The organism is Candidatus Cyrtobacter comes (assembly GCF_034470605.1).
Taxonomy (GTDB): domain Bacteria; phylum Pseudomonadota; class Alphaproteobacteria; order Rickettsiales; family Midichloriaceae; genus Cyrtobacter; species Cyrtobacter comes.
In genome coordinates this window covers 44314-68320 of record NZ_JARGYT010000001.1, presented here as the reverse complement: position 1 = coordinate 68320, position 24007 = coordinate 44314, and the positions used below count along the sequence as shown (strand labels likewise).

Here is a 24007-nt window from a genome sequence, read left to right as displayed (position 1 = left end):
GGAAACAACCTTTTATCCATCTAAATACCATATTTATCGCCTCCAATATAATATTGCATCTTTTCCATTATTTGGCAAAACCTTTGTTAACAGTGCCTATGAGCTATTGCTCTGTTTTTAGGCGTCTCATCAAATACTACTTCGTGTTTTTGAAAAATATTCTCAATATTCGCAATAATTTGCTCATAATTTTCATGATTAATTGAAAGTGCGGATCTAATAATAAAGTAAAAAGCACCAGTTATAGGACTTAAGCTTAAAAAGTAAGAAAATAAATTATCAATATTAATTTGATCAATATGCTCTATAAAAACCTCGTCCTTTTTCCATAATAAAAGAAACGCCGTAACACCAAGCGCATAAAAATCAAAATAACCATTTGAACCTCCTTTACAGTATTTTAAAATCTTTACCCTCTCATTTGTCTCGTAAGGATACGATTGACTATACCCACATGGCTGAGAAAATGGCTCTGAAAGTTTTATCTCCCCTTCCTCTGTGATATATATATTATCTAAATTAATGCTACCGTGGTATATTTTATTCAAATGTAGATTCTTTAGTATTTGAAAAACCTCTGTGAAGATTTTCATAACCTCGTTGTATAGCGGTTTCTTTTCTTTAAATCTTTCTCTCAATGTTTTTGCATGTAACTTTTCTACCACAATAAAAAATTCCCTTGAATTTTCTATTTTTGACATTTTGACAAATCCCGCACATAAAACTTTTTGAATACCGCCTAATTTTCTATGTGCCGTATTATACGCACATTCAATTCTAAACCAGTTACAAAATTTTGTATCTAAACTTAAAGCGTAGTAATTTGATGTAGGAATACCCTTATGTAATAGGCTATAAGTATCAGCAGAAATTTTATCTGCAATAGAAAAATTACCGTTTACCTGAAAGTACCCTTCATCCGTGCTAACAAAGCGCTCGACCCTAATATTTTTGTTTTCAATGCGTTCCAAAGGCATACAGCAACCATTTATGTATAGAGAAGACTTTTCAATAAGCGCAAATCCTAGCTAATTGAATAGTATAATTATTCAAAACGCAACATTATTGGTAAATATGAAAAAGAGGTTTAAGCCCTTAAATATATAATCCACATTGCACACCCACTTTCATTGAAAAAGCCATGAAATATATAGAATTCAATTTAAACTTTAACCTTTGCACATAATTACACTTTGATTATCACAGGTATCAATATTACTAAAAATCAGGAATCATATAATGTTCTGGAGGATGCACACCACTCATAGCATCTTTCAACACACACTGCACAGATTTTCTAGATTTCACGATAGAGTACCACTCTTTGAGCTTAGAGGAGTTATCCCAGTTCATCTCTCCGATAAAATCAAGTAGCGAAATTTGCGATGCGCACGCTATATCAGCAATTGTAAACTTATCACTTTTTAGATAAGTATGATCCTTGAGGAGGAAATCTATATACTCTATATGATATTTAAGGTTTGTTTTCGCAGCCCTAATCGCCGAAGAATTTGGGGGTTTCTTTATGGTTTTTGAAAAAATTAACTGCTTGAATACCCTCTCATCTATCAAATATTTAGTTACCTCTCTATAAAATTTCAAATCAAACCATTCTACTATTTTTCCAATCACAAGCCTAGATTTTAGATCTAATGGCATAACTTCTTGCTTCTCTCTATATTGTTCAAAAATATATTCAAAGGATGAGAAATTACCAGAAAGTATTACATCTTCTTCCTCTATTATTACAAGAGGCGTCTCACCGCGTGGATCAAGAGCTAAAAAATTAGCTCTCCTATTCCAAAAATCTTCCTCTATCAACGTATAATCGATCTTTATCTCATCCAAAGTAATCCTCATCTTTCTTGAAAATGGGCAAATGGTATGGTAATACAATAGCCACATATTTAACGTATTTCACCCGGTAACTTAAACGATATATTTTCGTTAATAAAAGTAGATTCACTCAACTTGATATCAAAATTCATTTGAAGAAAGCCTAAGATATCCTCCACTATGCTCTCCGGAGCTGAGGCACCAGAGGTGATACCCAGTTTTGTTACATTATAAAGCCAATTAATATCTATATCTTCCTTTCCATCTATCAGATAAGACCTGATACCATTCCTCAGGCCCAATTCTGCTAATCTATTTGAATTTGAGCTATTTTTTGAGCCTATAACAAAAAGCATATCAACTTCCCCAATTATTGCTTTTGCTGCATTTTGCCTATTTTGCGTTGCATAACATATATCCTCACCTGATTGGTGTAATATATCACTATTCCTAGCTTTTAATACATCTATTATTTCAGCCGTTTCGTCTATACTGAGAGTTGTTTGCGTAACATATGCAACATCTGCACCCATCTCAACTTTGTGAGCATCTTCCACATTTTGTATCAATCTTATACCTGGCGCCCTTCCCATCGTACCTATTACCTCTGGATGACCAGCATGCCCTATTAGTAAAATCTCCCTTCCATGCCTTGAATAATTAATCACTTCATTATGAACTTTTTTTACAAGTGGGCATGTTGCATCTACCTTAATTAACCCCCTTTTCTCAGAATCAAGCTCAACCTTTTCAGATACACCATGTGCAGAAAAAACAACATATGAGCCAATGGGGATCAAGTTAACGTCTTCTACAAAAATACACCCCCTTTCCTTTAAAGAATCTACAACAACCTTGTTATGTACTATATCATGATGTACGTAAAGTGGGGCCCCTACCTTTTTTAGTAACCTTTCAACTATCTCTATTGCGCGCTCCACTCCTGCGCAAAATCCTCTTGGCTTTGCTAAAATTACCTCTAAAGCCCTCCTTCCCTCTATTGCTTCGGACATCGGAATAAAAAATCAAATATGAGAGGTATGATATAGCACAAATAAACAACCCAGAAAACAGAACGTCACTCAAAAAGTGCATACCAGACGAGATTCTAGAAAAACTGACCATAAAGCCTATTATAATAGCCGCAGCCATTATAATTTTTTTCCACACCTTATTATTTATAATAAAAGCCAAAGCTACCAAGAAAAAAGCACATGCAGAGTGCGTTGAAGAGAATGAAGAATCAAAAATATAGATATTATTTATATCAAACAACGGATTAAAATCCATATTTCCACCAAACTCCTTTATTTGAAAGGGCCTAGCTCTATTAAATAAAGATTTAAGAAAAAACCTAATTGTAACCGCAATACCAATAAACGCTATAAACAAAAGATAATATAGATCTCTCACAGAACTTCTGAAACTTTGCCGTTTCAACATCAAATCTAAGCAGCATTTTAAAGACAGCATAACAATCAATACCGCAGGGATAGACATCGCAATAACACGAAGAGCCACCACAAACGAACTATTAATATCATTGAACCATATACCCTGCCCACAATAAAACAAAGTAGAGAATAAGATATCAAGCTCAGGAAACAAGCAAAAAACTGCAACGATAACAGCGAAACTGACCAACAGCAGAAAGGGGCGCGGACTAAACAGTCCGTGAAATAATCTCATTATGAATAACTATTACTATATTCTATTTCTCAAAAGCTACTGCTTACCATGGCTTGAGGCCAACGCACCATTTTTCATATACTTGGCAAGCCTACTGACCTTTCTAGATGCGCATCTTAGTTTTATGACACCCTTAGTAGCAGCTTTCATAATTTCAGACTCTGCTTTTCTAAAAAAGGAGACTGACTCCTCAGCATTTCCAGATTGTAACGAAAATTTAGCCTTGGTTATAAAAGTCTTCACCTTACTTTTAATACCGGAATTCCTAGCATTCTTAGCCACAGAAATTTTGTGAGCCTTTTCAGCAGATTTATGATTAGCCACTAAAATCTAAAAAAATAATAATTAAGTAGCTGAGCATAATATTTACTTGAGGCCCACTAGTCAAGCTTGGTCTATCCATCAAATTTATCAAATTTAATTTTTGGAATATTAACTCCTATATTGATACCCGCACTTATACCAAATTAGGTATGTTGCTTATGACTACAATTGGAGTATGCTCGCAATTTCATTTACTGAAAGGTTTTATCTAACGATATGAATCACTCTAACATCTTCCTTAAAATAATAAATGGCCAAATACCTGCCTCTATAGTATACGATGACGAATATTTGCTTGCATTTAACGATATAAACCCTTCCGCACCTATTCATGTATTGGCTATACCAAAGCTACCATATACATCTTTTAGTGATTTTATGGAAAGGGCAGAAAAAGATCTTTATACAAACTTTTTTTGCTCTTTACACAAAGTTATAAAACATCTTAAAATTTCTGAAAATGGATATAGATTAATAACAAATTGTGGCAACCACGGTGGGCAGACCGTAGATCACTTTCACATTCATATACTAGCAGGCGAACCAATAGGGCCCCTCACGTTTAAAGATAAAGCGCACAAAACTCTATAAGCCAGTGATCATACATAATCACAAAGAATTTAGCACATGCTATATGCCATCAACAAAATCAAACAGGCTGTGCTTTTGTTATCACGTGGTGTTACGTATATCTTAGCAACTCGTTGATACCAGTTTTAGATCTCGTCTTTTCATCAACTCTTTTTACTATAATAGCTGATTGAGTTACGCACGGACCTTCTACATTTATAAATCCAGGAACAACTACAGAAAATTCTGGCACCACAGGTTCATTAAGTATCATGTTGCTTTCTCTATCATATATCTTTGTAGAGGAACTTATCGAAACTCCTGATGCTAAAACCGCACCACGGCATACCCGCACCCCTTCAGAAATAGAGCTGTTAGCGCCTATAAACACCTCATCTTCTATTATAACAGGAGCCGCACTCTCTGGCTCAAGGACGCCAGCTATGGTTGAGCCTGATGATATATGACAATTTTTACCAATATAAGCGCAGCTTCCAATAGTAGAACCACTATCTATCATAGTCCCACTCTCTATTCTCGCACCAACATTTATAAATGACGGCATAATTACCACATTTTCCCCAAGATATGCAGAATAACGCACCACAGCCCCAGGCACTACACGAAGTTTCTTTTGTGTAAAATCAGATTCGGACCAATTTTGAAACTTTAAAGGTATTTTATCAAAGAATTTCTGCGCTGATTGCACTACTATACAATTATTTCTAATCTTGAAATATAATAAAATTGCCTTCCTTAGATGATCATTCACATACCACTTGCCTTTTTTATTTTCGACAATTGAAAGGATCCCATAATCCAGCTTATCTATAACATCATATATAAGCTGCCTCTCATTATCCAAAAATGAATCTTTTTTGAGAATTTTATTTATCAAAGTTTTTAAATCTTCCATACTATTAGTGAGTTTAAAAATTCTAAAATTTCTTTTAAATCCTTACCTAGATATAAAAGATTTTTTTTTGCGCTGTTAAAAAAATCATTATATAGGGAAAAAGAACCTACTGACCCTAATTCATTCACTATATTCGTTTTTTCACTTTCGCTTTTAGAGTCGTTTATATCGTCTGCAATTTGATAAGCAACACCCAAATCCCGCGCAAATCTATAGAGATACCGCTCATTGCTTACGTCTAAATTAGCTATTACAGATACAATTTTAGCAATGGCTATAAATAATGGAGAAGTTTTAAGAAGCGCAACGTCTATACTTTTACTCCCACCCTCAATATCTAAATATTGCCCTTTCATTAACCCATTATACCCTATAGAATCGCATACTATGAAAACAATATCATTCTTTATCCTATGCTCCAAGTTAGAGCGCATGATAAGCTCAAAAGCATATGTTAAAATTGTGTTACCTGCAAGGATAGCTATTGATTGTCCGTACTTTTTGTAACAAGATTCCACCCCTCTTCTCTCATCATCCCCATCTATTATATCATCATGCACTAGGGTATACTCATGCAATAACTCGATAATAGCAGCAAAGTGTAATGACTCTTCTCTATCTACTTTAAAGAGATCCGCAAGGTATATCAGCAAAGAACCCCTAATTCTCTTTCCGCCCGAAAGCGTAGCGTATAAAACGGCCTCAGATAATTTATCCTCTCCTTTAGGAAGAAACTTTACCAATTTCTCCTTTATTAATAGAGCTAATTCCTTATTCATAAAATTTATTCTATTACTAGATTTTGTTAAATTTACTAAATTAGATATAGTTTAATACTGCATAAATGAAGATGTTTTTATGAGCCTAAGGTTGTTGCTGACATTTATCATATTATTGAATTGCAAAACCGTGGTTGCAAAAAGTTTTATGTCTCCCAAGTATGCCGCCATTGTGGTAAATGCAGATACACAAAAAATTCTGTACTCCCAGAGCGCACTTGAACCAAGGCACCCAGCCTCACTGACAAAAATAATGACATTATACATTGTATTTGATGCAATAAAAGGAGGGAAACTAAACCCAATGAAGCCTATAGCAATTTCAACAAAGGCCGCAAAACAACCTCGCTCTAATTTAGCCTTAAAAGCTGGAACAATTATAACAGTAAGAGATGCGATAATGGGAGCTATAATAAAATCTGGCAATGACGCCACTGTTGCTCTTGCAGAGGTTTTAGCCGGTAGTGAGGAAAATTTTGTCAAAATTATGAATAGAAAAGCAAAAGAGTTAGGTATGATGAATACCGTGTTTCAAAACTCAACCGGCCTACCACATCCAAGACAGGTTACTACGGCAAAGGATATGGCAATATTAGCACTTTCAATGCTAAAACATCATAAAAGCACATATCATGTATTTTCCAAGCAAGCATTTTTATTGGGTGAGAAAATGGTCCTAACTCATAACAAGCTACTTGCCTCACATAAATGGGTTGATGGAATGAAGACAGGCTTTACAAATGCATCTGGCTATAATGTAATCACGACCGCTATAAAAGATGATGTTAGATTGATTGGCGTTGTAATGGGCTGCAACTCCTCATCAGAAAGAGACTCTAAGATGCTAAAGTTACTTGAGAGCCATTATGCAACTGGCGCAAAGAACATTGTAGGCGATCTAATTTTTGCAAAAAAACAGCAGATTAGCATAACGAACAAAAGCAACATAGACAGAAAAGATCCATTCTCTGTTATAAGTATAGCAAGTGCCTCTTCCTCAAAATAAGAGAGAGAGCATTAACAAAATAAAATAAAAAGGCAAAACTTGTTGATATATATACAGTATATATATAAGCTCATCTTATAAGCATCTATAAAGATTATAACCGGGTAGTAGGAAATATAACATATCGCCAGATCTACCGGGTAGCGTTTGTAATACTACGCAACCCTTATATCTATATAACGTACCTGATGCTGTGATGTTGTAAGCAACAACTTGGTTTTCTTACATATTTTTAAAACATCATGGCTGGTGGATGGTTAGATTACAGTATGTTTGGTTACTTGAGCAGTAACTTAAAAAAATTACAAAATGCCCAGGATTCTGGCAATCAAGGTGAAGTTCAAACCCTTATCAATAAAATAAGGAGTGATATAAACCATTATAAGTAGAATGGTACCAATATACTTGCCGAACTTGAGAAATTAGATGATCAAAATAATAATTTGTTTGTTCTTGCGTTTAGCGTAGATATTTTTGAAATTCAAAAATTAGTATGCGATCTATATATTGGGGAGATAAAAAATGCCAAAAACGAAGAAGATAAAGAAAAGTGCATTGACCTAATGTTAAATAATAATGAAAACGGGCAATCTTCCATTTCTATCATTCTTGATGAATATTTTAAGAAAGTAAAAGGTAAAGACAACGGAGAGGACTTAAAGTATTATCTCAATATATTAAAAGAGGTCGATTATAATTTAGCACCTTTGGCATATAATGAAAATGCGCTTAAATATTTTCAAGAAATTTTAAAGACAAAAGCATTTTCCGAAAAATTTAGAAAAGCAAACCTTAATGATCTTATAGTGAATTCAGTCGCCGAAGGGAGAATAGATATTTTAACTTTTTTAAAGGAAAAAAATTTACTAAATCTTCAAAAAGACAAAAATTATGACGTTGTTTATATAAACGGGATACATGAGGCTATTTTACACCTTATTTTAGAAAATTATGATAACAGCCCTGAGATACTAAATATCTTCGCAGATCAACTAAAAAGTAGCGAAGCATTTTTAACATTAGAATCTTTATCTAAAATCACAAACATAAATGAAGACTTTTTGAAGTCTTTAATAGAAATTGATATGCAAAGAAAGGATGAGCGCTTTATTAAAGTAGATGGTGTAGGAAAATTTTTAGAGAATATCAAAGAAAACCATCTCAAAGTATCCATGCTTGAGCATTTATTTTCTGAGAACAGATATACAAAAGAATTTGTAGAAAATATTGAAAATATCGCAAAAATAGCTCAGCAAGAGCTAATAAACTTTTATCAAAAAAAAGATTCTGACCAAAGCTTTATTCACTATTTAATGAGCTATGATCATGAATTTAACGTAATTTCATCTGATTATTGGAATGAATTACTTAGTAATTCTCATGTAGTATTAGAAGATAAATTAGCGATTGTATCTCACCTCTCTCACAAAGAAAGTGCAATAAGCTTAGATCAAGAAAGTATGAAAAAATTGATCCAAAGTGTAAAAGAGGAAAAAGACCTAGAAGTTCTTTTTCAAGATTTATTAGATTTAAATTATACGGATGCGTTTAATTCTTTTGGAGAAAAAGAGCTGCTTAACCTTTGGAGAAGTGACAGCAGGGCACCAGTTGCATTCTTGAAGTTAATCGCAACTACAGATTTAAAATCTTTAGAAAAATTTGCTAATATACAGGGGATAGATAAAAAACTAAATTCTAATATAAAAGATTTAGGGCCACTTTTTAAACTGACTGATGATGATTTAATAGCTAGATTTGATATTCTAGCAGATCGCTTAGGTAAAGATTCTGAATTTATATCAAAAATCCTTAATTCTGCTATCACTCATGATAAGCAAATACTAATGAATTTAGCAATAGATAAGGGTTTAATTGCAAAAGAGCAACTTTTACAAAATTATATTAAATCTTATAAAAGTGGTGGTAAGGAAATATGCAGAACAAGATTAAAGGATTTTATAGAATACGAAGGAAAAAATCCACATGATGAATATGGCAATAATATAATGCATCTCGCCATAATGAATGATGATTATCAAACCATAAAAGAAATTCAAAACCTAGGTCTCGTTGATTTATTTAGAGAAAAAAATCAAAATGGTATAACGCCTCTTGAATATCTAATAATTCATCCACCTAAAAACATAAATTATGAAGAGCTATCTGAATTTATTATACAACATAATACAGCTCAAGATATAAACTTATATACACTAGCTTATCATAGTAATAATAAAGAATTACTAACATCACTTTTATCTAAAGGTGATGTAGAAAAAGATGTAATAAGCAGCTTAATTAAAGAATCTATCGCCCAAAAAGATTCTGATTTTCTCCTTAATTTAATTAAAAATTATCCAGATCAATATAGGGCTATACAAGCTGAAAATGATTATAAAAGTATGGTAATTGCTATATTAAAAGATGATGAAAAAATTGCTAAAGAGATATTACAGGATAAAAATACAAGACTTGATCTTCAATACACACAGCAACCTTTAGATATATTGAAATTTTGCTTGTATGAAAATAATACACAACTAGCTACAGAATTGCTAAATAATAAAAATTATACGCTAAAAAACCCACCTGCCCCCGAATTAATCTTTAATCTTATTGAAATAAAATCAGATTCTAGAGATAAGATATTATCAGATCTATTGGCAAGTAATAAAATTGATCCTAATATCTCTATAACCAAATCGACTAATGAACCAGGTGATAAAAAAACAAATATCGAAATGTATATGCTTGGCGATTTATGCCTAAAAGGAGATATACATTTAGTTAAAGCATTACTAAAAAATCCAGAGATAAATCCTAATATTGGAGCAAAACTAGATAATGAAGATCGAGCAGTACATCCAATAGAATTAATACAAGATTCTATATTAAGCCTTCAAATGGATTATATAAATTCTAATAATGAAGATGAAAGGAAGAAAATGGAGGATAAGATTGCTAATTGGCATAATATAATTGCAGAAGTTGCAACAAATGAGAAAAGCAACATATCAGAAATTAAAATAGGTGGATTATCTACGGCAAAATTTATATATTTTTCTCCTTATGTAACGCAAGAAAATAAGGCAAAACTCTTTGAGCAACAGTTAAAAAATGATAAAGAAGGCTTCTTTTTAGAAGATGGTAAGAATAATTCATTATTAGAATCACTAATAATGGAGGGTGAGTTAGAATTAGTTGAGAATATTGTACTGCCTAGAATAGAACAGCTGGAATATATTCATCAAACCGCACTTGTTAACTCACTTATTAGGTGGAATAAAGAAGCGATTACAAATCAAAATTCAGAAGAAAAAGTCATACAAATACTAGATCAAATCCAAAATAAAACAGGTAAACCACTTCAAGAATTTATAGAGCCTGCATCAAAAAATAAAATGATACATTACGCTGCAGCAAGCGGCTCTGAAAAGATTTTCGATTATGTGAGTAAGCTGTGCGAGGTTGATAAAAACGATATAAGTATTCTTGCAGCCGCATATAGAGGCTCCAACTCTTCTATAATAAAAAAACTAGAACAAGATATAAAAAATCCTAATATGGTATTTGATTATCGAGATGAGGCCGGGCATAATATATTGCATTATCTTGCATGCGTGGATGAATCAATGGAAAATGATGCATATACTATAGCAAAAGATGTCCTAACACATAAAATAGATATAGATGCAAAAAATAGTATGGGATGCACGCCTTTAATGCTTGCAGCTGGTAGCAAAAATAATAAAATCCTAGATCTTATTCTTGAGAGGAACATAAATATAGATTCAAGAGATAACGAAGGTAATACAGCATTATCAGTAGCGGTGAATAGCAATAACTTCCACGCAGTAAAAAATATTATGAGCAATGGTGGGCAAATTAATATTGAAAATAAGCGTAACATACAACCACTTGCACTTTGTATGGAGGTAAATAATAGTGGAAAATTAATAGGAATAAAACAAGAAGCGGCAAGGGCGCTGATACAAAATAACGCAGACGTAAGCTTTCAGAGCGCCAAGAAAGGCTTTGTAACAAATCTCATTTCATCAATCTCTGCTCTTGCCGCATATTTTGCTATCTCTAAAATAATATCAACAATATCTTCTTTAACTGTTGGTTTGCTATTTTCTAGAAACGTACATGGGATAATTAATGGTAGCGTTGATTTTGCATTTTCTGAAAAAGCTTCTGAAAAAGTATCTGACCTTACTACAGAATTTATCAAGGATAAATTATTAACCAATAATGAGCATAAGATCGATGTACAAAACTTATTTTTAATTGGTGCCTTTAATCGTGACGGGCTACTAGGAAGAGTGCATTTTGGAGACGACCTAAAATCTAAAATGGAAAAAACAAGTGTATATAAAGGCCTAGATAACAGCCAAGCAGAAAGCGCTGTATTTAGCTTAAGTAAGCTAACTGATTCTTATATAGAAAAAAATAAATATCACATACTACAATCCGCCGCTACACAGGGAATGAACATTAAAAATGAGATGAAGAAATTCTCTTTATTAAATGTTGGGAAATCCGATCTCAAATCAATGCTTGATGATTTAAAAAGTGCATACAGTATGGTTTTAGAAAAAGAGACTCGCAATATGCACGCCTACCTGAATCAAAGTTCTCTTAACAAAATAATAAAAACCCACTCCCCGCAAGATATAGCCATAGCCTTGAGCCATGCCTCCAATGAAAATAGAGAAAATTTTGAAACATTGATGAAGGGAATTTCTAAATGCGAGATATTAGTAAAAGATTTCAATGTATTACTAAAAGCTTCAGAGATAAATGAAGAGATAAAGCAATCTAAAAAAATAACTCCTGAACATAAAATGAGCGAAAAACATAAGGAGATATTATCACTTATTTCTACAGCTTTAGAAAGCGATAAGGCAGATCTTTCCGCTTTAATAGATAATTCAAAAAATCACGCTACAAAACTTAAACTTGAATATGAAGATAACATTAAAGATTCAACTTGGAAAAACTTTGAAATAAAAAAGAATCCTAATAAAGCTCTATTAACTAATGTTGCAAATAAAGTAGGAGCACTTGTTGGATTTGGCGCACAAACAACATACCTTGCATATGCTTGCTATTCGAGTGAAAACTCTGCGCAACAAGCAACAATAGGGTCATTGTATTTAGGTAGCGTTCTTTATTCTATGTATGGACAGGCGAAAGATATGGCATCTTGGAGTTATCAATTCTGCAAACCATACGTAGCAGGTTTAAAAGATATTATTTATTCTGAAGATGACAAAACAAAATTTACAGCAGAGTTTAAATTTTCATCTACGGTTAATGATATCTCAAAATATACAATACCTGAAACCGCTCTAATAAAATTAGACGATTCAAAAATTTCTATAAACCTAGATAAAGCAAAAGGTAAATATCAGTCCATTATAGATAATTCTAAAGCAAAGCATAACATGGCTCATATTCTTTAATTCAAATCTTTGTAACCTTTGCTAGAGCCGTTCTAAATACACTTGGTAATGCATACCTATTTTTTTTATAGATAGTTTTATGCCAAATATAAAAAATTATATTATTTATATTATATTTCAATAGAACAAGCACATTGCTGTAATATGACATAATGCGCCACTCTTAATATATCCATTTCTTATGGTATCACCTTTTTCTACTGGTTCTTAAATAATGAATCTGTAGTAATTTACTCTTATATCCTCCGCAATATTTCTTTATATATAAGGGCAAGCATCATAAAAATTGGATGAAAAATTTTTATAATCATCTATGGTGCATGCTGAAAATATTTATTTACAAATATGGATTCAAGGTATCAATTACTGAAAACTTTATCTGAATATACCTGCTCTAGTATCCAGGAAAAGACTAATAAACTACTGATAACGTCTTTCATAGAACAGAATCCAGATTGTTTTTATAGATCTTGCATAAATGGACATGTAACAGGTAGCGCGCTACTATTATCTCATGATAAACGCTATATTTTACTTCATTTTCATAATTTATGCCAAAAATGGCTACCATTTGGTGGTCACGCAGATGGAGAATCTGATATTGCCAGTGTTGCAATGAGGGAGCTTGCTGAGGAATCAGGAATTACTGATGTCGAGCTACTCTATAATTCACCATCTTATATTAATATACATTATATACCGCACAATGATAAAAAAGGTGAAAAGGAGCACGTGCATTATGATATAACATATACCTTTATTTGCAAAAAAGCTGAAGATTGCCTGCAAAGCCCCGAAGCTCTAGAAATGAGGTGGATACCAATAGACATACTAAAAAAATATGACATGCATGATATACTTGCTATAACACTAAAAAAACTAGAGTTGCTATAGAAATCCATTGCCAAAAGAGTTCAGTTCTTATGCTGGAATCAGATCTCTCAAATATAATTCGGGATCGCAAATATTGGGCCGTGCCAACTTAATAGCCAAAACCGCTAATTAAAAAACTTAATATTTATTTATCCTTAGCCAACAACTACTAATGTAGCTGGTAACCTATTAACTATTTTCCTCACTAGTTAGTAGCATCGGTCTCTTGAGCAAATTTTGCAGATGCTAGTTTTGCTGCTGGTATTCTGTAAGGTGAGCACGATATATAATCTATACCAACACTGTTAAAAAAACCTATCGACTGGTAATCACCACCATGCTCACCGCATACACCAATCTTTATGTTAGAATTAGAAGCCCTCATATCTAATACAGAACTCCTTATAAGCCTTCCAACGCCATCCTGATCAATAGATACAAAAGGATCATAGGTTAAGATATTAGATTCTTGATAAGAATTCATAAACTTATAAGAATCATCTCTTGATATACCAAATACAGCCTGTGTTAAATCATTCGTACCAAAACTACAAAAATCTATATGTTTTGCTATCTCTGAGGCAATTATAGCAGCTCTTGGCGTTTCTATCATAGCACCAAACTTATATGATACCTCACCAAACTCAGACGCTATTTTACACACCATCTCCTTTATGAATATTAGCTCTTCAATACAAGAGATAAGCGGGATCATAATTTCAATATTAGGCACTATATCAAAATTCCGTATAACATAACGCGCAGCCTCAAATATAGAAACAATCTGCATTTTATATATTTCAGGATGTGTAATAGCAATCCTACAGCCTCTATGCCCTAGCATAGGATTATACTCAGCCAATCTGCTCATTTTATCATTTAGTTCTGCGATTGACTTGCCTGATCTTCTTGAAAATTCCTCAATCTCCTTTACATTTTTAGGTAAAAACTCGTGCAGAGGTGGATCAAGAAGTCTTATGGAAACTGGCTGCTCCTCCAGCAATTTATAAATCGATATAAAATCACTAATCTGGAAATCCATCGCTCTTTGCATAGCCGCAGACCTAGTATCAGATTTACATAATATTATTTGCCTAATGGCAAAAAGTCTCTCCTTCTCTAAGAACATATGCTCGGTCCTACATAGCCCAATACCATTGGCACCAAATTTCATTGCCGCTTTTATATCTTGCTCGATCTCTGCATTTGCCCTAACCTGCATTTTCTGCTCTTTATCTACAAGCGCAAAAAGCTTCCAAAAATATTCTGATAACTGGGTTTGTTTAAGCTCCACTGGCCCTTTAAATATCCTTCCACTTGTACCATCTATAGCAATCTGATCACCTTCTACGAATTCTATATCATTAAATATTAACTTACCTTTTGATATAAAACCATTTTCTACTCCACACACACATGGCTTACCCATCCCACGAGCAACAACCGCAGCATGTGAAGTCATTCCTCCTTTTATAGTTAATATACCATCTGATATATTGAACCCACCAATATCCTCAGGGCTTGTTTCTTCTCTGCAGAGTATAACGGGGCCTCTTAAGAAAAGCTTTTCCGCAGATTCTGTAGAAAACGCCACCGCCCCACATGCCGCTCCAGGAGAGGCTGGTAACCCACAAGAAATTTCCGACACACCACCAGTGATCTCTTTATGCAAAAAATTATTCACTTGATCATTAGTTATTCTCAGCAATACGTCTTTTGTAGAAATTAACCCTTCATCAAGCATATCTAGTGCTATCCTCACCGCAGCTCTTGGTGATCTTTTCCCGTTCCTTGATTGCAAGATCCACAGCTTACCTTTTTCAACAGTAAACTCTATATCTTGCATATCTCTATAATTCTTCTCTAATGATTTTGATATTGAGTAAAATTGCTCAAATAACCCAGGCATTATTTGCTCCATTGATGCTTGATTCTTACCAGATATTGGCAAAGGAGTATGGGCGCCAGAAACTATATCCTCCCCCTGAGCTTGCAGCATAAACTCGCCATAAAACTCATTAGCTCCATCAGAAGGGTTTCTTGTAAACGCAACGCCTGTACCACTTCTATCTTTAAGGTTTCCAAAAACCATTAATTGAACCGTTACCGCAGTACCTCCGTGATGCGATATTTTATGTATATCACGATAAGTGATAGCACGCTTTCCATTCCATGAACGAAAAACACATTCTATTGCATTCAAAAGAAGTGTTTTAGGGTTTTCATTTATACTATACCCAATGCTCTTTTCAATAAGATCCCTGAGAACAAAAACTGCACGCTTTACATCTTCAAGGGTTTCATTATTTGATATGGCATTCATCACACTAGGCGCCATTCCTAAAACTATCGCCCCATACATATGAAGAAATCTCCTATAACTATCGTAGGCAAAAAACTCGTCACCTGTTCTTTTAGCAAGACCTATTACAGAATGATCATTTAACCCAAGATTTAATATAGTATCCATCATACCAGGCATAGATACCTCAGCACCAGATCTGACAGATACCACCATTGGCACCTCCGAGTCACCAAACCTCAATTTAGTTTTTTCTTCAAGAACCAAAATTGCATCGTTAATCTCCTCAATTAACTTAGGACATAAGGTGTGACCATTTTTATAATAATCTGCACATGCCGTTGTCGTTATTACAAAACCATCAGGAATAGGAATGCCCATCCTTTTCATCTCAAAGAGCACAGCACCCTTATTACCTAAAAGCTCCCTAGATGAATCTAAGCACTTATCATCAAAATGGTATACGAACCTCATCCTAAATTATCAAAAACTTTCATCATCTTGTACATTTTCTTGTACATTCTCTTTCAATGCTTCTTGGGCTGTAAACCCAGATATAGTACCAGAGCTTCTTATTTTACCTTCTATTTTCTCTGCAATAGGCTGATTTTCTTTCAGATACCTTTTTACATTTTCTTTTCCTTGCCCAATTTTTTGCCCTTCATAAGAATACCAAGAACCTGATTTTTCTATGATATCAAGAGAAACAGCAATATCCACAACTTCACCAAGCCTTGATACACCTTCTCCATACATTATATCAAATTCAGCAACTCTAAATGGTGGGGCTATCTTATTTTTTACTACTTTAGCCCTAGTCTGATTTCCTACAATAGTCTCTTTTTCCTTAATACTATTAATTTTTCTTATATCTATGCGGATAGAAGCATAGAATTTCAAAGCATTACCACCTGTTGTTGTTTCAGGGTTTCCGAACATAACACCTATCTTCATCCTTATTTGATTAATGAATATAAGTATCGTATTGGTCTTTGATATATTTGACGTTAATTTTCGAAGCGCCTGACTCATCAGCCTTGCTTGCAATCCCATGTGGCTATCTCCCATCTCTCCTTCAATTTCCGCCCTAGGAACAAGTGCCGCAACACTATCTATCACTATAACACTAAATGCCCTGGATCTAACTAATGTATCCGTTATTTCTAGCGCCTGCTCACCATTATCAGGCTGTGAAAGTATCAACTTACCTATATCAACACCTAATTTTTTTGCATAAGATGGGTCTAATGCGTGTTCTGCATCTATAAAGGCACAAGATCCACCTAATTTCTGAGCTTCTGCTATTGCTTGAAGCGCTATCGTTGTTTTACCAGAGCTCTCCGGACCATATATCTCTACAATCCTTCCCTTAGGAAGCCCACCACCAAGCGCAATATCAAGACCAAGAGAACCTGTTGAAATTGTCTCTATTTCAAGCTTCTCCGCGGCACCAAGTCTCATAATTGAGCCTTTACCATAAACCTTCTCTACCTGAGTAAGCGCAGCTTCTATAGCCCTTTGTTTATCTTGATCTGTTGGTAACACCATGTTGAACCTAAAATTAAATAACTCAAATCCCCATGGCTTGCGTAATTAAACTAACAAAAACCAACCTGGATAAGTACAGAGCAGATTATAAGCTTTAATTGCTATTAATCCATACTATATATTTTAATTGCACAGTTATTTCTAATAACGCAACCTACCAGGCAGCGCATAATACAACCAAAAACCATTTTGCGATATATAAAACCTGATTTACCTGTAAAGACAGATAACGGTAGCGGAGGAGGGACTTGAACCCCCGACACGCGGATTATGATTCCGCTGCTCTAACCACCTGAGCTACCCCGCCTTAGTCAACAATAGCCTTAACGAGCCATGGATCTTATAACTACTTATTTTCAGAAAATCAAGAATTAGCTTTGTTATATATAAGATCATCTCACTAGCAATAAGTCATACACGCAACATTGCCGCACCAAAAATACAGCACCTAAAACAAAAAGGCCCCAACTTACAGCACAACTAGTTTCTATAATCTATTACTCACCATTAACAATTCTCTTAAACTCCTTACCAACTGTAAAACTTATTCTTTTTTGTGCGCGAACCTTGGCTACAGTTCCTTTAGGGGTCCTAACCTTTCTTTCTGCAATATCCTTTTTCTTAAAAGTTCCAAAACCAATAAATTGCAACTCATCATTTTGAGTCACGGTATTCACCACATGCTTCAATACAGAATCTAGTAACCTGGCAGTTTCCGCCTTACTCTTACCAAGCTCTTTTGATAACCCATCTACGAAATCGCTTTTATTCATAATAAAAAACCAATTATTAAATTTTGTTAAACGGTAAGCTACATCAAAACAAAAGAGTGGCGATGCATTCCGTCGCGCGACAGAGTATAATACCAAACTTTGAGGCCTTGCAAGAGCTTTTCTAGAATATAGCTATCACATATCAAATATATTGAAATATTTTTTATTTTATTGTCAAAAATATAGTGCATTACGTTGCTTTGTAATCTTATAGCGCTACAATTCTTTATAAAAGCATAGGTTCAGGTAGAACATTGTATACTTTGCATAAGTCTCTTTATATAAGACGAGACTAGTTTTAGAAAAATGTATACTACAATAGAAGGAATTGTTATGCGGAAGTGATTATTAGAATGTCCGGCAAAGCAGTATTATGAAATCAGATGCACCTCACCACCAGCTTGGTCCCATGCCAGTTCACCATCATAAAATCCACTTTCATCATTGGAATCACGATACATTATATCATTATCCTCCTTATTATGATCGATCACTAATAAATTGGCTTTTAGGCCTAATTTAATATTATATGTATCAACACAATCTAAATCAGCGAATAAATTTCCTTCATTTACGCCGCTAATCACTTGTCTTAGCACCTCCATAGATGCAAGCGCAGACCTTTTATCAAGGCCTACTAACACCTCGTCCATTATAACAGTGACGTATTTTATCTGCCCAGGATTTTTATAAAGATCATAAAGTTGAAATATAACACGGGCTATATCAACCTTTTTTTGCTGTCCACCGCTAAGAGCAGTGCACCAATCATTCTGAAATTCATTTATTCTCGTATAAAGGCCATCTTTCGATTCTGGCGAGCCATTTTTTTCCAATAATCTAAATATATATCCTACAACCTTTTCCAAGCTTGCGCGCTCATCATCTTCAGGCTTGAGACACGTAACAGTTTCAAGCAATGTGCGTGAAGGTAAGAAGAAGGAATTCTGTGATACCATTACAATTTTCACTTCATCATTTGAATTACATGGAAAACTTATTGTACCATCCATAGAAAGGCCAGGCACAGTACTTCCAATTCCTTTTAATGCATCACAGAATATTGATTTACCACACCCAGAAGGCCCTGTTATTGCGTATATTTTACCATACTGCAAACTTATATCCCTCATATCAGAAAGCACTCTAATTGTGCTATTATCAGTTTGCATTTTAATACTACAATTTAGCACAATGTCTTTGCCAGTTGGGTCATATACAACCTCGGGCGGGTTGTTATATGGTATTTTATTAAGCATATCAATTAACCCAAAAACCCTTGCGCCCTGTGCTTCTAATATTGTATCAATTTGTAATCTTGGATACTTTTGGAGGTCTTTATATTTTACAATACCTTTACAATCCAAATCTATCAATTCAAGAAAACCCCAATTTGCGGCATATCCCCCAGCAGCCCCAGCAGTAATATTTATAACCCGTTGTACAAAAGAAGTCATCAGCTCTGCTGCTTCATATACAAAACAAAAATCACAACCTTCTAAATTATATTTTTTACAAACCCCCATCTCTATGCGCCTCTCTATAGCATTAACATCTATAGCTACTTCACTGAACATACCTTTTTCTACTAATTGCTTTCCATGCATAGTTAAACAAAATTTCATCATATTTCTCAAAAAGACCGAAGTTCCTAAGGTCTTGCTATTTTCATGATATATTTTTGAATCCGATCTGGTTAACCAAGATATAACTTCAAACAATGTATATTTGATAAAGCTACCAGATGGGTTTCGAAGCATATCAATTATGTATTGAGCCCCAAATACATAACGACAGGCTCCTCCAACACTTGTCTCAACAAACTCTATTATATTAATCTCTAAACCATGCATAAACTCTGCAAATTTTGCACTAGAAGAGACCTTAATAATATTTTTTTCTTCTTCTAATATAGCTTTTAAGACCGATTCTTTTATAACTGGTATAACCATTTTCTTAACAAAGCTGTCTATATTAAGCTCAAGCATACTAGAAAAGACGGCCTCAATCACCGACTCTGCAAGTCGCAAGATTATCTTATACTTTTCAATCCATTGATCGGATTTAGCCCATATTTTATCACCTATAAAATATATGAGCTCAAAAAGTAGTGAAGGCATTTCTTTTATCAAAGCGCTATAAACCAAGAGTTTTTTCTCTAATTTATAGACCTCAGCATCTGCTTTTTGTTTATCTTCTGGATTATTACCATCCGTAATTTTATAAACATTTTCTAAATATAATGTGTTTTTTCTGTAAAACCTAAGTATTGAGTGACCCATTACCATCTGCATCATAAACCCACTAGCTATACCAGCAACACCAGCAACCGCCAATTTTGAGCTATTAAAAATCCCACCTAACGATAACATGCAAAAGAGGCCAATTGCTGAATTACTAAAATAACTTTGCCCATCTTTTGTAATAGATAAATCTGCTAATTTATTATCTATATAATCAGCCGCAGTAATAGATGCCGCTGACCCAAGTGCTAAAAGTGCTTTATATGAATAAGTTGATTCTCCAGCGCTAAATATCTGAGCCGCAGCACAGCGCACAAAAATATCTAAAAAATTGTAGGCTGGATTTTCATAATCACAACTACTTGCAAGCTTACTAACAAAAAATCCCACTACATTAATTGGGATAGATGCTACTCTTCTAAAGAGGGCAGTTGTATAAAAATCTATTAATGTCATATTAAATTTATTGATTATTACGAGCTAATAATCCGACATGCTCACCAAGGATTTGTTAACAGATTAGTTAACTTCTCTGTTAATGAATAGCAATAAATAACATAAGTTGCTGGCTATACGCTATAAGTTGATTCAATAAATCAGTATATAAGATGCTAGAGTATAAATAATTTATGACGTTGCGTATTTAAGTGATGGCAAAATAATACCAAAAGGAATCAAGCATATAGTAAGCTGCTTAATAGAAGCTAAAAACTCGAATTCAAAGGACTCGAGTAACCAGTGCTCTAAATGCCCAGGCCTTTTCTATAGTTTAGAGATTTGGCGCGATCTATACATGATAATAGGAAATGAAAATTATAATTAGGTATATTGGTGATACTTTGCACCACCATCCAATTGTATTATAGAACCCGCAATGGATTCGTTTTGTAGTATGAAGTGCACAGTGCTTAATACTTGTTCGTAGTGAATAGCTTGCCTCATCAATGTATTTTTTTGCACTAACTTGTCAGGAACATCACCTTCATCCAATAATACGTATCCAAGAGACAAACCATTAACTCTTACCTTCGGGGCCAGTTCCTTTGCCATAACCTTCGTCAAATACTCAAAAAGCACTTTACTTGCGGAATATGAAAAAAAGGACTCATTATTTAACGTAGAATCAAGTATATTAATCACATTTTTTAATGTGATCTTAGAGCTCGCGCCCTGAACTATTAAAGTAGGTATTAGAGCATTAATAGTCGTATGTTTAGTATAACTATTAGCATCAAAAGAACTAAATGTATCTCTCTCAAACAAAGAGGCATTATTTATTATCACCTCAGCTCCAGAAATAAAATCTAAAAAATCCTCTGAGAGCCCATTACTAATTTGAAGAAAATCCATTTGAAATAGATCGGCCTTTTTACCTACCTCCTCTATTTTCCTTATAAGATCTTCTATAACTTTTAATGAAGAATTGTAGTGAAGCAGCATATCATAACCACTTTTTGCAAGACTGAGAGAAAGAACCCTGCCTAATTTACTTGACGCACCCGTCACAAAAGCCTTTTTAACCATTATACTATATAATCAACCCTAAGTTATAATATTTAATAACGTGTATTTGTAAAAACAAACAAAATGCTTTAGAGTTTCTTAAAATATTTATACAACATCATATATAGTAACAACCTTCAAAAAAGGTAGCCCTCACACATAAATCAAGAGAAACAAATATATTAAATGAAACTATTAACATACTAAACTTCCCAATTGGACTATACTTAATGGAACTACAGTAATTCCTCTGGAATATAACGCAATTTTAACTAATATGATCATTTATATATACATAACGATCTTAGAGCTTCACACAGCTTGGTATTTTTCTAAATAATTCAAAAAAATTAGAAGATGTAATCTTTTTAAATTTTTCTAATTCAATACCTAAGAATGAGGCTAAAAACTCTACTGTATGCACAATGTAGCTCGGTTCATTACTTTTACCTCTGTGTGGTACAGGAGATAAAAATGGCGAATCCGTTTCTACTAATATTTTAGATTCAGGGATATTTTTAAAAACATTTCTAAGCTCATTAGTATTTTTAAATGTAACAACACCTGAAGCAGAAATATATAAACCAAGCCCAATACACTCTTGTGCAAATTCCAAACTACCAGTAAAGCAATGCATCACACCAGTAAATTTCCCCCTTTTCATATGCTTTTTTAAGATCTCTACCGTATCACTCTCAGCTGATCTTGAATGTATAATAATGGGAAGACCAGTTTCTTGAGATGCAATTATATGTTGCTCAAACAGCTGCTTCTGCTGCTCAATATTTTGAGATTTAAAATAATCGAGGCCAGTTTCTCCTATGCTAGAAACTTTCGTAAAATTGCAGTTGCTTAAAATCTCTTTATGATCAACAAACGCGTTCTTCTCTACATTTAGTGGATGAACGCCAACAGAGCAGTATACTTGAGCAAAACTATCAGCTATAGCCCTAATTTCATCAAACTCATCCATAGAAGTACATACAGACTGCATCAACGAGACCCCAGAGCTAACAGCCCTGGAGATAACCCCGTCCAAGTCACATTTAATTTGCTTAAAATTTAGATGACAATGACTATCTATAATCATTAAAGAATGAGTAATAAAATATTAAGTTATTTAAAGAACTTCTCCATCTCTTGAACAAGCTTAGAAACTGCTTCTATAGATTTATTCATATTATCCTTATCATGCCCATTAAGATTTATATCTATAATCTTTTCGACACCAGTGTTACCAATAATAACTGGAACACCTATATACATACCTGTCACACCATATTCACCATTTAGATATGCTGCACAAGGCAGTATCCTTTTTTTATCTAACAAATAAGATTCCGCCATCTGAATTGCAGAAGCAGCAGGCGCATAGAATGCGGAATTTTTTTGTAAAAGCTGTACTATTTCACCACCACCATTCCTGGTTCTTTCTACTATCTCGTCAAATTTTTCCTTAGTTATCCAACCCATATCCATCATTTCTGAGATTGGTATCCCTGCAACATTCGTATATTTTACAAGCGGCACCATTGTATCACCATGCCCACCCAAAACAAAGGCATTAATATCTTCAACCGAAACACCAAGCTCCTTGGCAAGGAATAGCTTAAACCTTGCACTATCTAAAACCCCAGCCATTCCAACAACCATTCTATGATCAAGCCCACTTAATCTGTGGAATGCATACACCATAGCATCTAATGGATTGGTCACTATTATCACAAACGCATCTTTTGCGTGTTTTTTTATGCCATCAGATACAGTCTTCATTACATCAATATTTGTTTCAAGTAAATCATCTCTACTCATACCTGGCTTTCTGGCAATACCGGCCGTTACTATTACAACCTTAGAACCCCTGATATCCTCATAATCAGATGTACCTATAATGTTCACATCGTTATATGATATAGGGTTCGTATGCTCTATATCAAGCGCCTTACCCTTTGCATAATCAGCAGTTTTATCCAAAAGAACAACATCTCTAGCAAGCCCTTTAAGCGCAATAAGATGAGTTAGAGTACCACCTATATTTCCACCACCTATAATTGCTACCTTGCTTCTTTCCATACCCATAAAGAAAAAACCATTATTAAAATCTGATATCGAAAATCGTATCAGTAAATTTATAGCTTGGCTATCTAAAAAGAATTTAGCGCAATATACAAAATAAT

General features: G+C 34.0%; 19 protein-coding genes and 1 tRNA gene. 5 read left to right on the top strand and 15 right to left on the bottom strand.

Going from position 1 to position 24007, the window contains the following annotated elements; genetic code table 11:
* Nucleotides 1–86: 86 nt before the first annotated feature.
* The 5 genes from Cyrtocomes_RS00280 to rpsT form a co-directional block, all read right to left on the bottom strand.
* Complete coding sequence (locus Cyrtocomes_RS00280) at nt 87–977, bottom strand: protein kinase family protein (protein WP_322497212.1); 891 nt, start codon at nt 975–977, stop codon at nt 87–89.
* Nucleotides 978–1218: 241 nt separating this feature from the next.
* Complete coding sequence (locus Cyrtocomes_RS00275) at nt 1219–1905, bottom strand: glutathione S-transferase family protein (protein ID WP_322497211.1); 687 nt, start codon at nt 1903–1905, stop codon at nt 1219–1221.
* A 2-nt stretch (nt 1906–1907) separates the two neighbouring features.
* Nucleotides 1908–2849, bottom strand: a complete 942-nt coding sequence (gene ispH, locus Cyrtocomes_RS00270) for a 4-hydroxy-3-methylbut-2-enyl diphosphate reductase (RefSeq protein ID WP_322497210.1) — start codon at nt 2847–2849, stop codon at nt 1908–1910.
* On the bottom strand, nt 2752–3444 hold the full coding sequence (locus Cyrtocomes_RS00265) for a phosphatase PAP2 family protein (RefSeq protein ID WP_322497209.1): 693 nt from the start codon (nt 3442–3444) through the stop codon (nt 2752–2754). Before Cyrtocomes_RS00265 ends, ispH begins: the two co-directional genes overlap by 98 nt.
* 117 nt (nt 3445–3561) lie before the next feature.
* Nucleotides 3562–3849: a 30S ribosomal protein S20 gene (gene rpsT, locus Cyrtocomes_RS00260; RefSeq protein ID WP_322497208.1), complete on the bottom strand. Its 288-nt coding sequence runs from the start codon at nt 3847–3849 to the stop codon at nt 3562–3564.
* Between the two features lie 216 nt (nt 3850–4065).
* On the opposite strand from rpsT, the gene Cyrtocomes_RS00255 reads away from it, so the two are divergent.
* A complete protein-coding gene (locus Cyrtocomes_RS00255; RefSeq protein WP_322497207.1) occupies nt 4066–4440 on the top strand; it encodes an HIT domain-containing protein in 375 nt (124 codons plus the stop codon).
* 91 nt (nt 4441–4531) lie between these two features.
* Here Cyrtocomes_RS00255 and Cyrtocomes_RS00250 read toward each other — a convergent pair whose 3' ends face one another.
* Complete coding sequence (locus Cyrtocomes_RS00250) at nt 4532–5335, bottom strand: 2,3,4,5-tetrahydropyridine-2,6-dicarboxylate N-succinyltransferase (RefSeq protein WP_322497206.1); 804 nt, start codon at nt 5333–5335, stop codon at nt 4532–4534.
* Nucleotides 5323–6114, bottom strand: a complete 792-nt coding sequence (locus Cyrtocomes_RS00245; protein ID WP_322497205.1) for a polyprenyl synthetase family protein — start codon at nt 6112–6114, stop codon at nt 5323–5325. The genes Cyrtocomes_RS00250 and Cyrtocomes_RS00245 overlap by 13 nt, the downstream gene beginning before the upstream one ends.
* Nucleotides 6115–6262: 148 nt before the next feature.
* On the opposite strand from Cyrtocomes_RS00245, the gene Cyrtocomes_RS00240 reads away from it, so the two are divergent.
* From Cyrtocomes_RS00240 to Cyrtocomes_RS00225, 4 genes are all read left to right on the top strand, one after another.
* Nucleotides 6263–7120, top strand: coding sequence for a D-alanyl-D-alanine carboxypeptidase family protein (locus Cyrtocomes_RS00240; RefSeq protein ID WP_322497204.1), 858 nt, complete (start codon nt 6263–6265; stop codon nt 7118–7120).
* Nucleotides 7121–7362: 242 nt separating this feature from the next.
* Nucleotides 7363–7509, top strand: coding sequence for a hypothetical protein (locus tag Cyrtocomes_RS00235; protein WP_322497203.1), 147 nt, complete (start codon nt 7363–7365; stop codon nt 7507–7509).
* Nucleotides 7510–7563: 54 nt separating this feature from the next.
* A complete protein-coding gene (locus Cyrtocomes_RS00230; protein WP_322497202.1) occupies nt 7564–12588 on the top strand; it encodes an ankyrin repeat domain-containing protein in 5025 nt (1674 codons plus the stop codon).
* 345 nt (nt 12589–12933) lie between these two features.
* A complete protein-coding gene (locus Cyrtocomes_RS00225) occupies nt 12934–13482 on the top strand; it encodes an NUDIX hydrolase (protein ID WP_322497201.1) in 549 nt (182 codons plus the stop codon).
* 184 nt (nt 13483–13666) lie between these two features.
* On the opposite strand, the gene ppdK is transcribed toward Cyrtocomes_RS00225, so the two are convergent.
* From ppdK to mdh, 8 genes are all read right to left on the bottom strand, one after another.
* A complete protein-coding gene (gene ppdK / locus Cyrtocomes_RS00220; RefSeq protein ID WP_322497200.1) occupies nt 13667–16237 on the bottom strand; it encodes a pyruvate, phosphate dikinase in 2571 nt (856 codons plus the stop codon).
* Between the two features lie 9 nt (nt 16238–16246).
* On the bottom strand, nt 16247–17311 hold the full coding sequence (recA, locus tag Cyrtocomes_RS00215) for a recombinase RecA (RefSeq protein WP_322497199.1): 1065 nt from the start codon (nt 17309–17311) through the stop codon (nt 16247–16249).
* A gap of 233 nt (nt 17312–17544) precedes the next feature.
* Nucleotides 17545–17618 (bottom strand) — tRNA-Met (locus Cyrtocomes_RS00210).
* A gap of 190 nt (nt 17619–17808) precedes the next feature.
* Nucleotides 17809–18084, bottom strand: coding sequence for an HU family DNA-binding protein (locus Cyrtocomes_RS00205; protein ID WP_322497198.1), 276 nt, complete (start codon nt 18082–18084; stop codon nt 17809–17811).
* A gap of 371 nt (nt 18085–18455) precedes the next feature.
* The gene (locus Cyrtocomes_RS00200; protein ID WP_322497197.1) at nt 18456–20783 is read right to left on the bottom strand and encodes an ATP-binding cassette domain-containing protein; all 2328 of its coding nucleotides are present in this window, start codon (nt 20781–20783) and stop codon (nt 18456–18458) included.
* Between the two features lie 363 nt (nt 20784–21146).
* Nucleotides 21147–21833 (bottom strand): SDR family NAD(P)-dependent oxidoreductase, encoded by a 687-nt coding sequence (locus Cyrtocomes_RS00195; protein WP_322497196.1) that lies wholly within the window; start codon nt 21831–21833, stop codon nt 21147–21149.
* Nucleotides 21834–22134: 301 nt separating this feature from the next.
* The gene (locus Cyrtocomes_RS00190; protein ID WP_322497195.1) at nt 22135–22920 is read right to left on the bottom strand and encodes a TatD family hydrolase; all 786 of its coding nucleotides are present in this window, start codon (nt 22918–22920) and stop codon (nt 22135–22137) included.
* Between the two features lie 26 nt (nt 22921–22946).
* The gene (gene mdh, locus Cyrtocomes_RS00185) at nt 22947–23909 is read right to left on the bottom strand and encodes a malate dehydrogenase (protein ID WP_322497194.1); all 963 of its coding nucleotides are present in this window, start codon (nt 23907–23909) and stop codon (nt 22947–22949) included.
* Nucleotides 23910–24007: the final 98 nt, after the last annotated feature.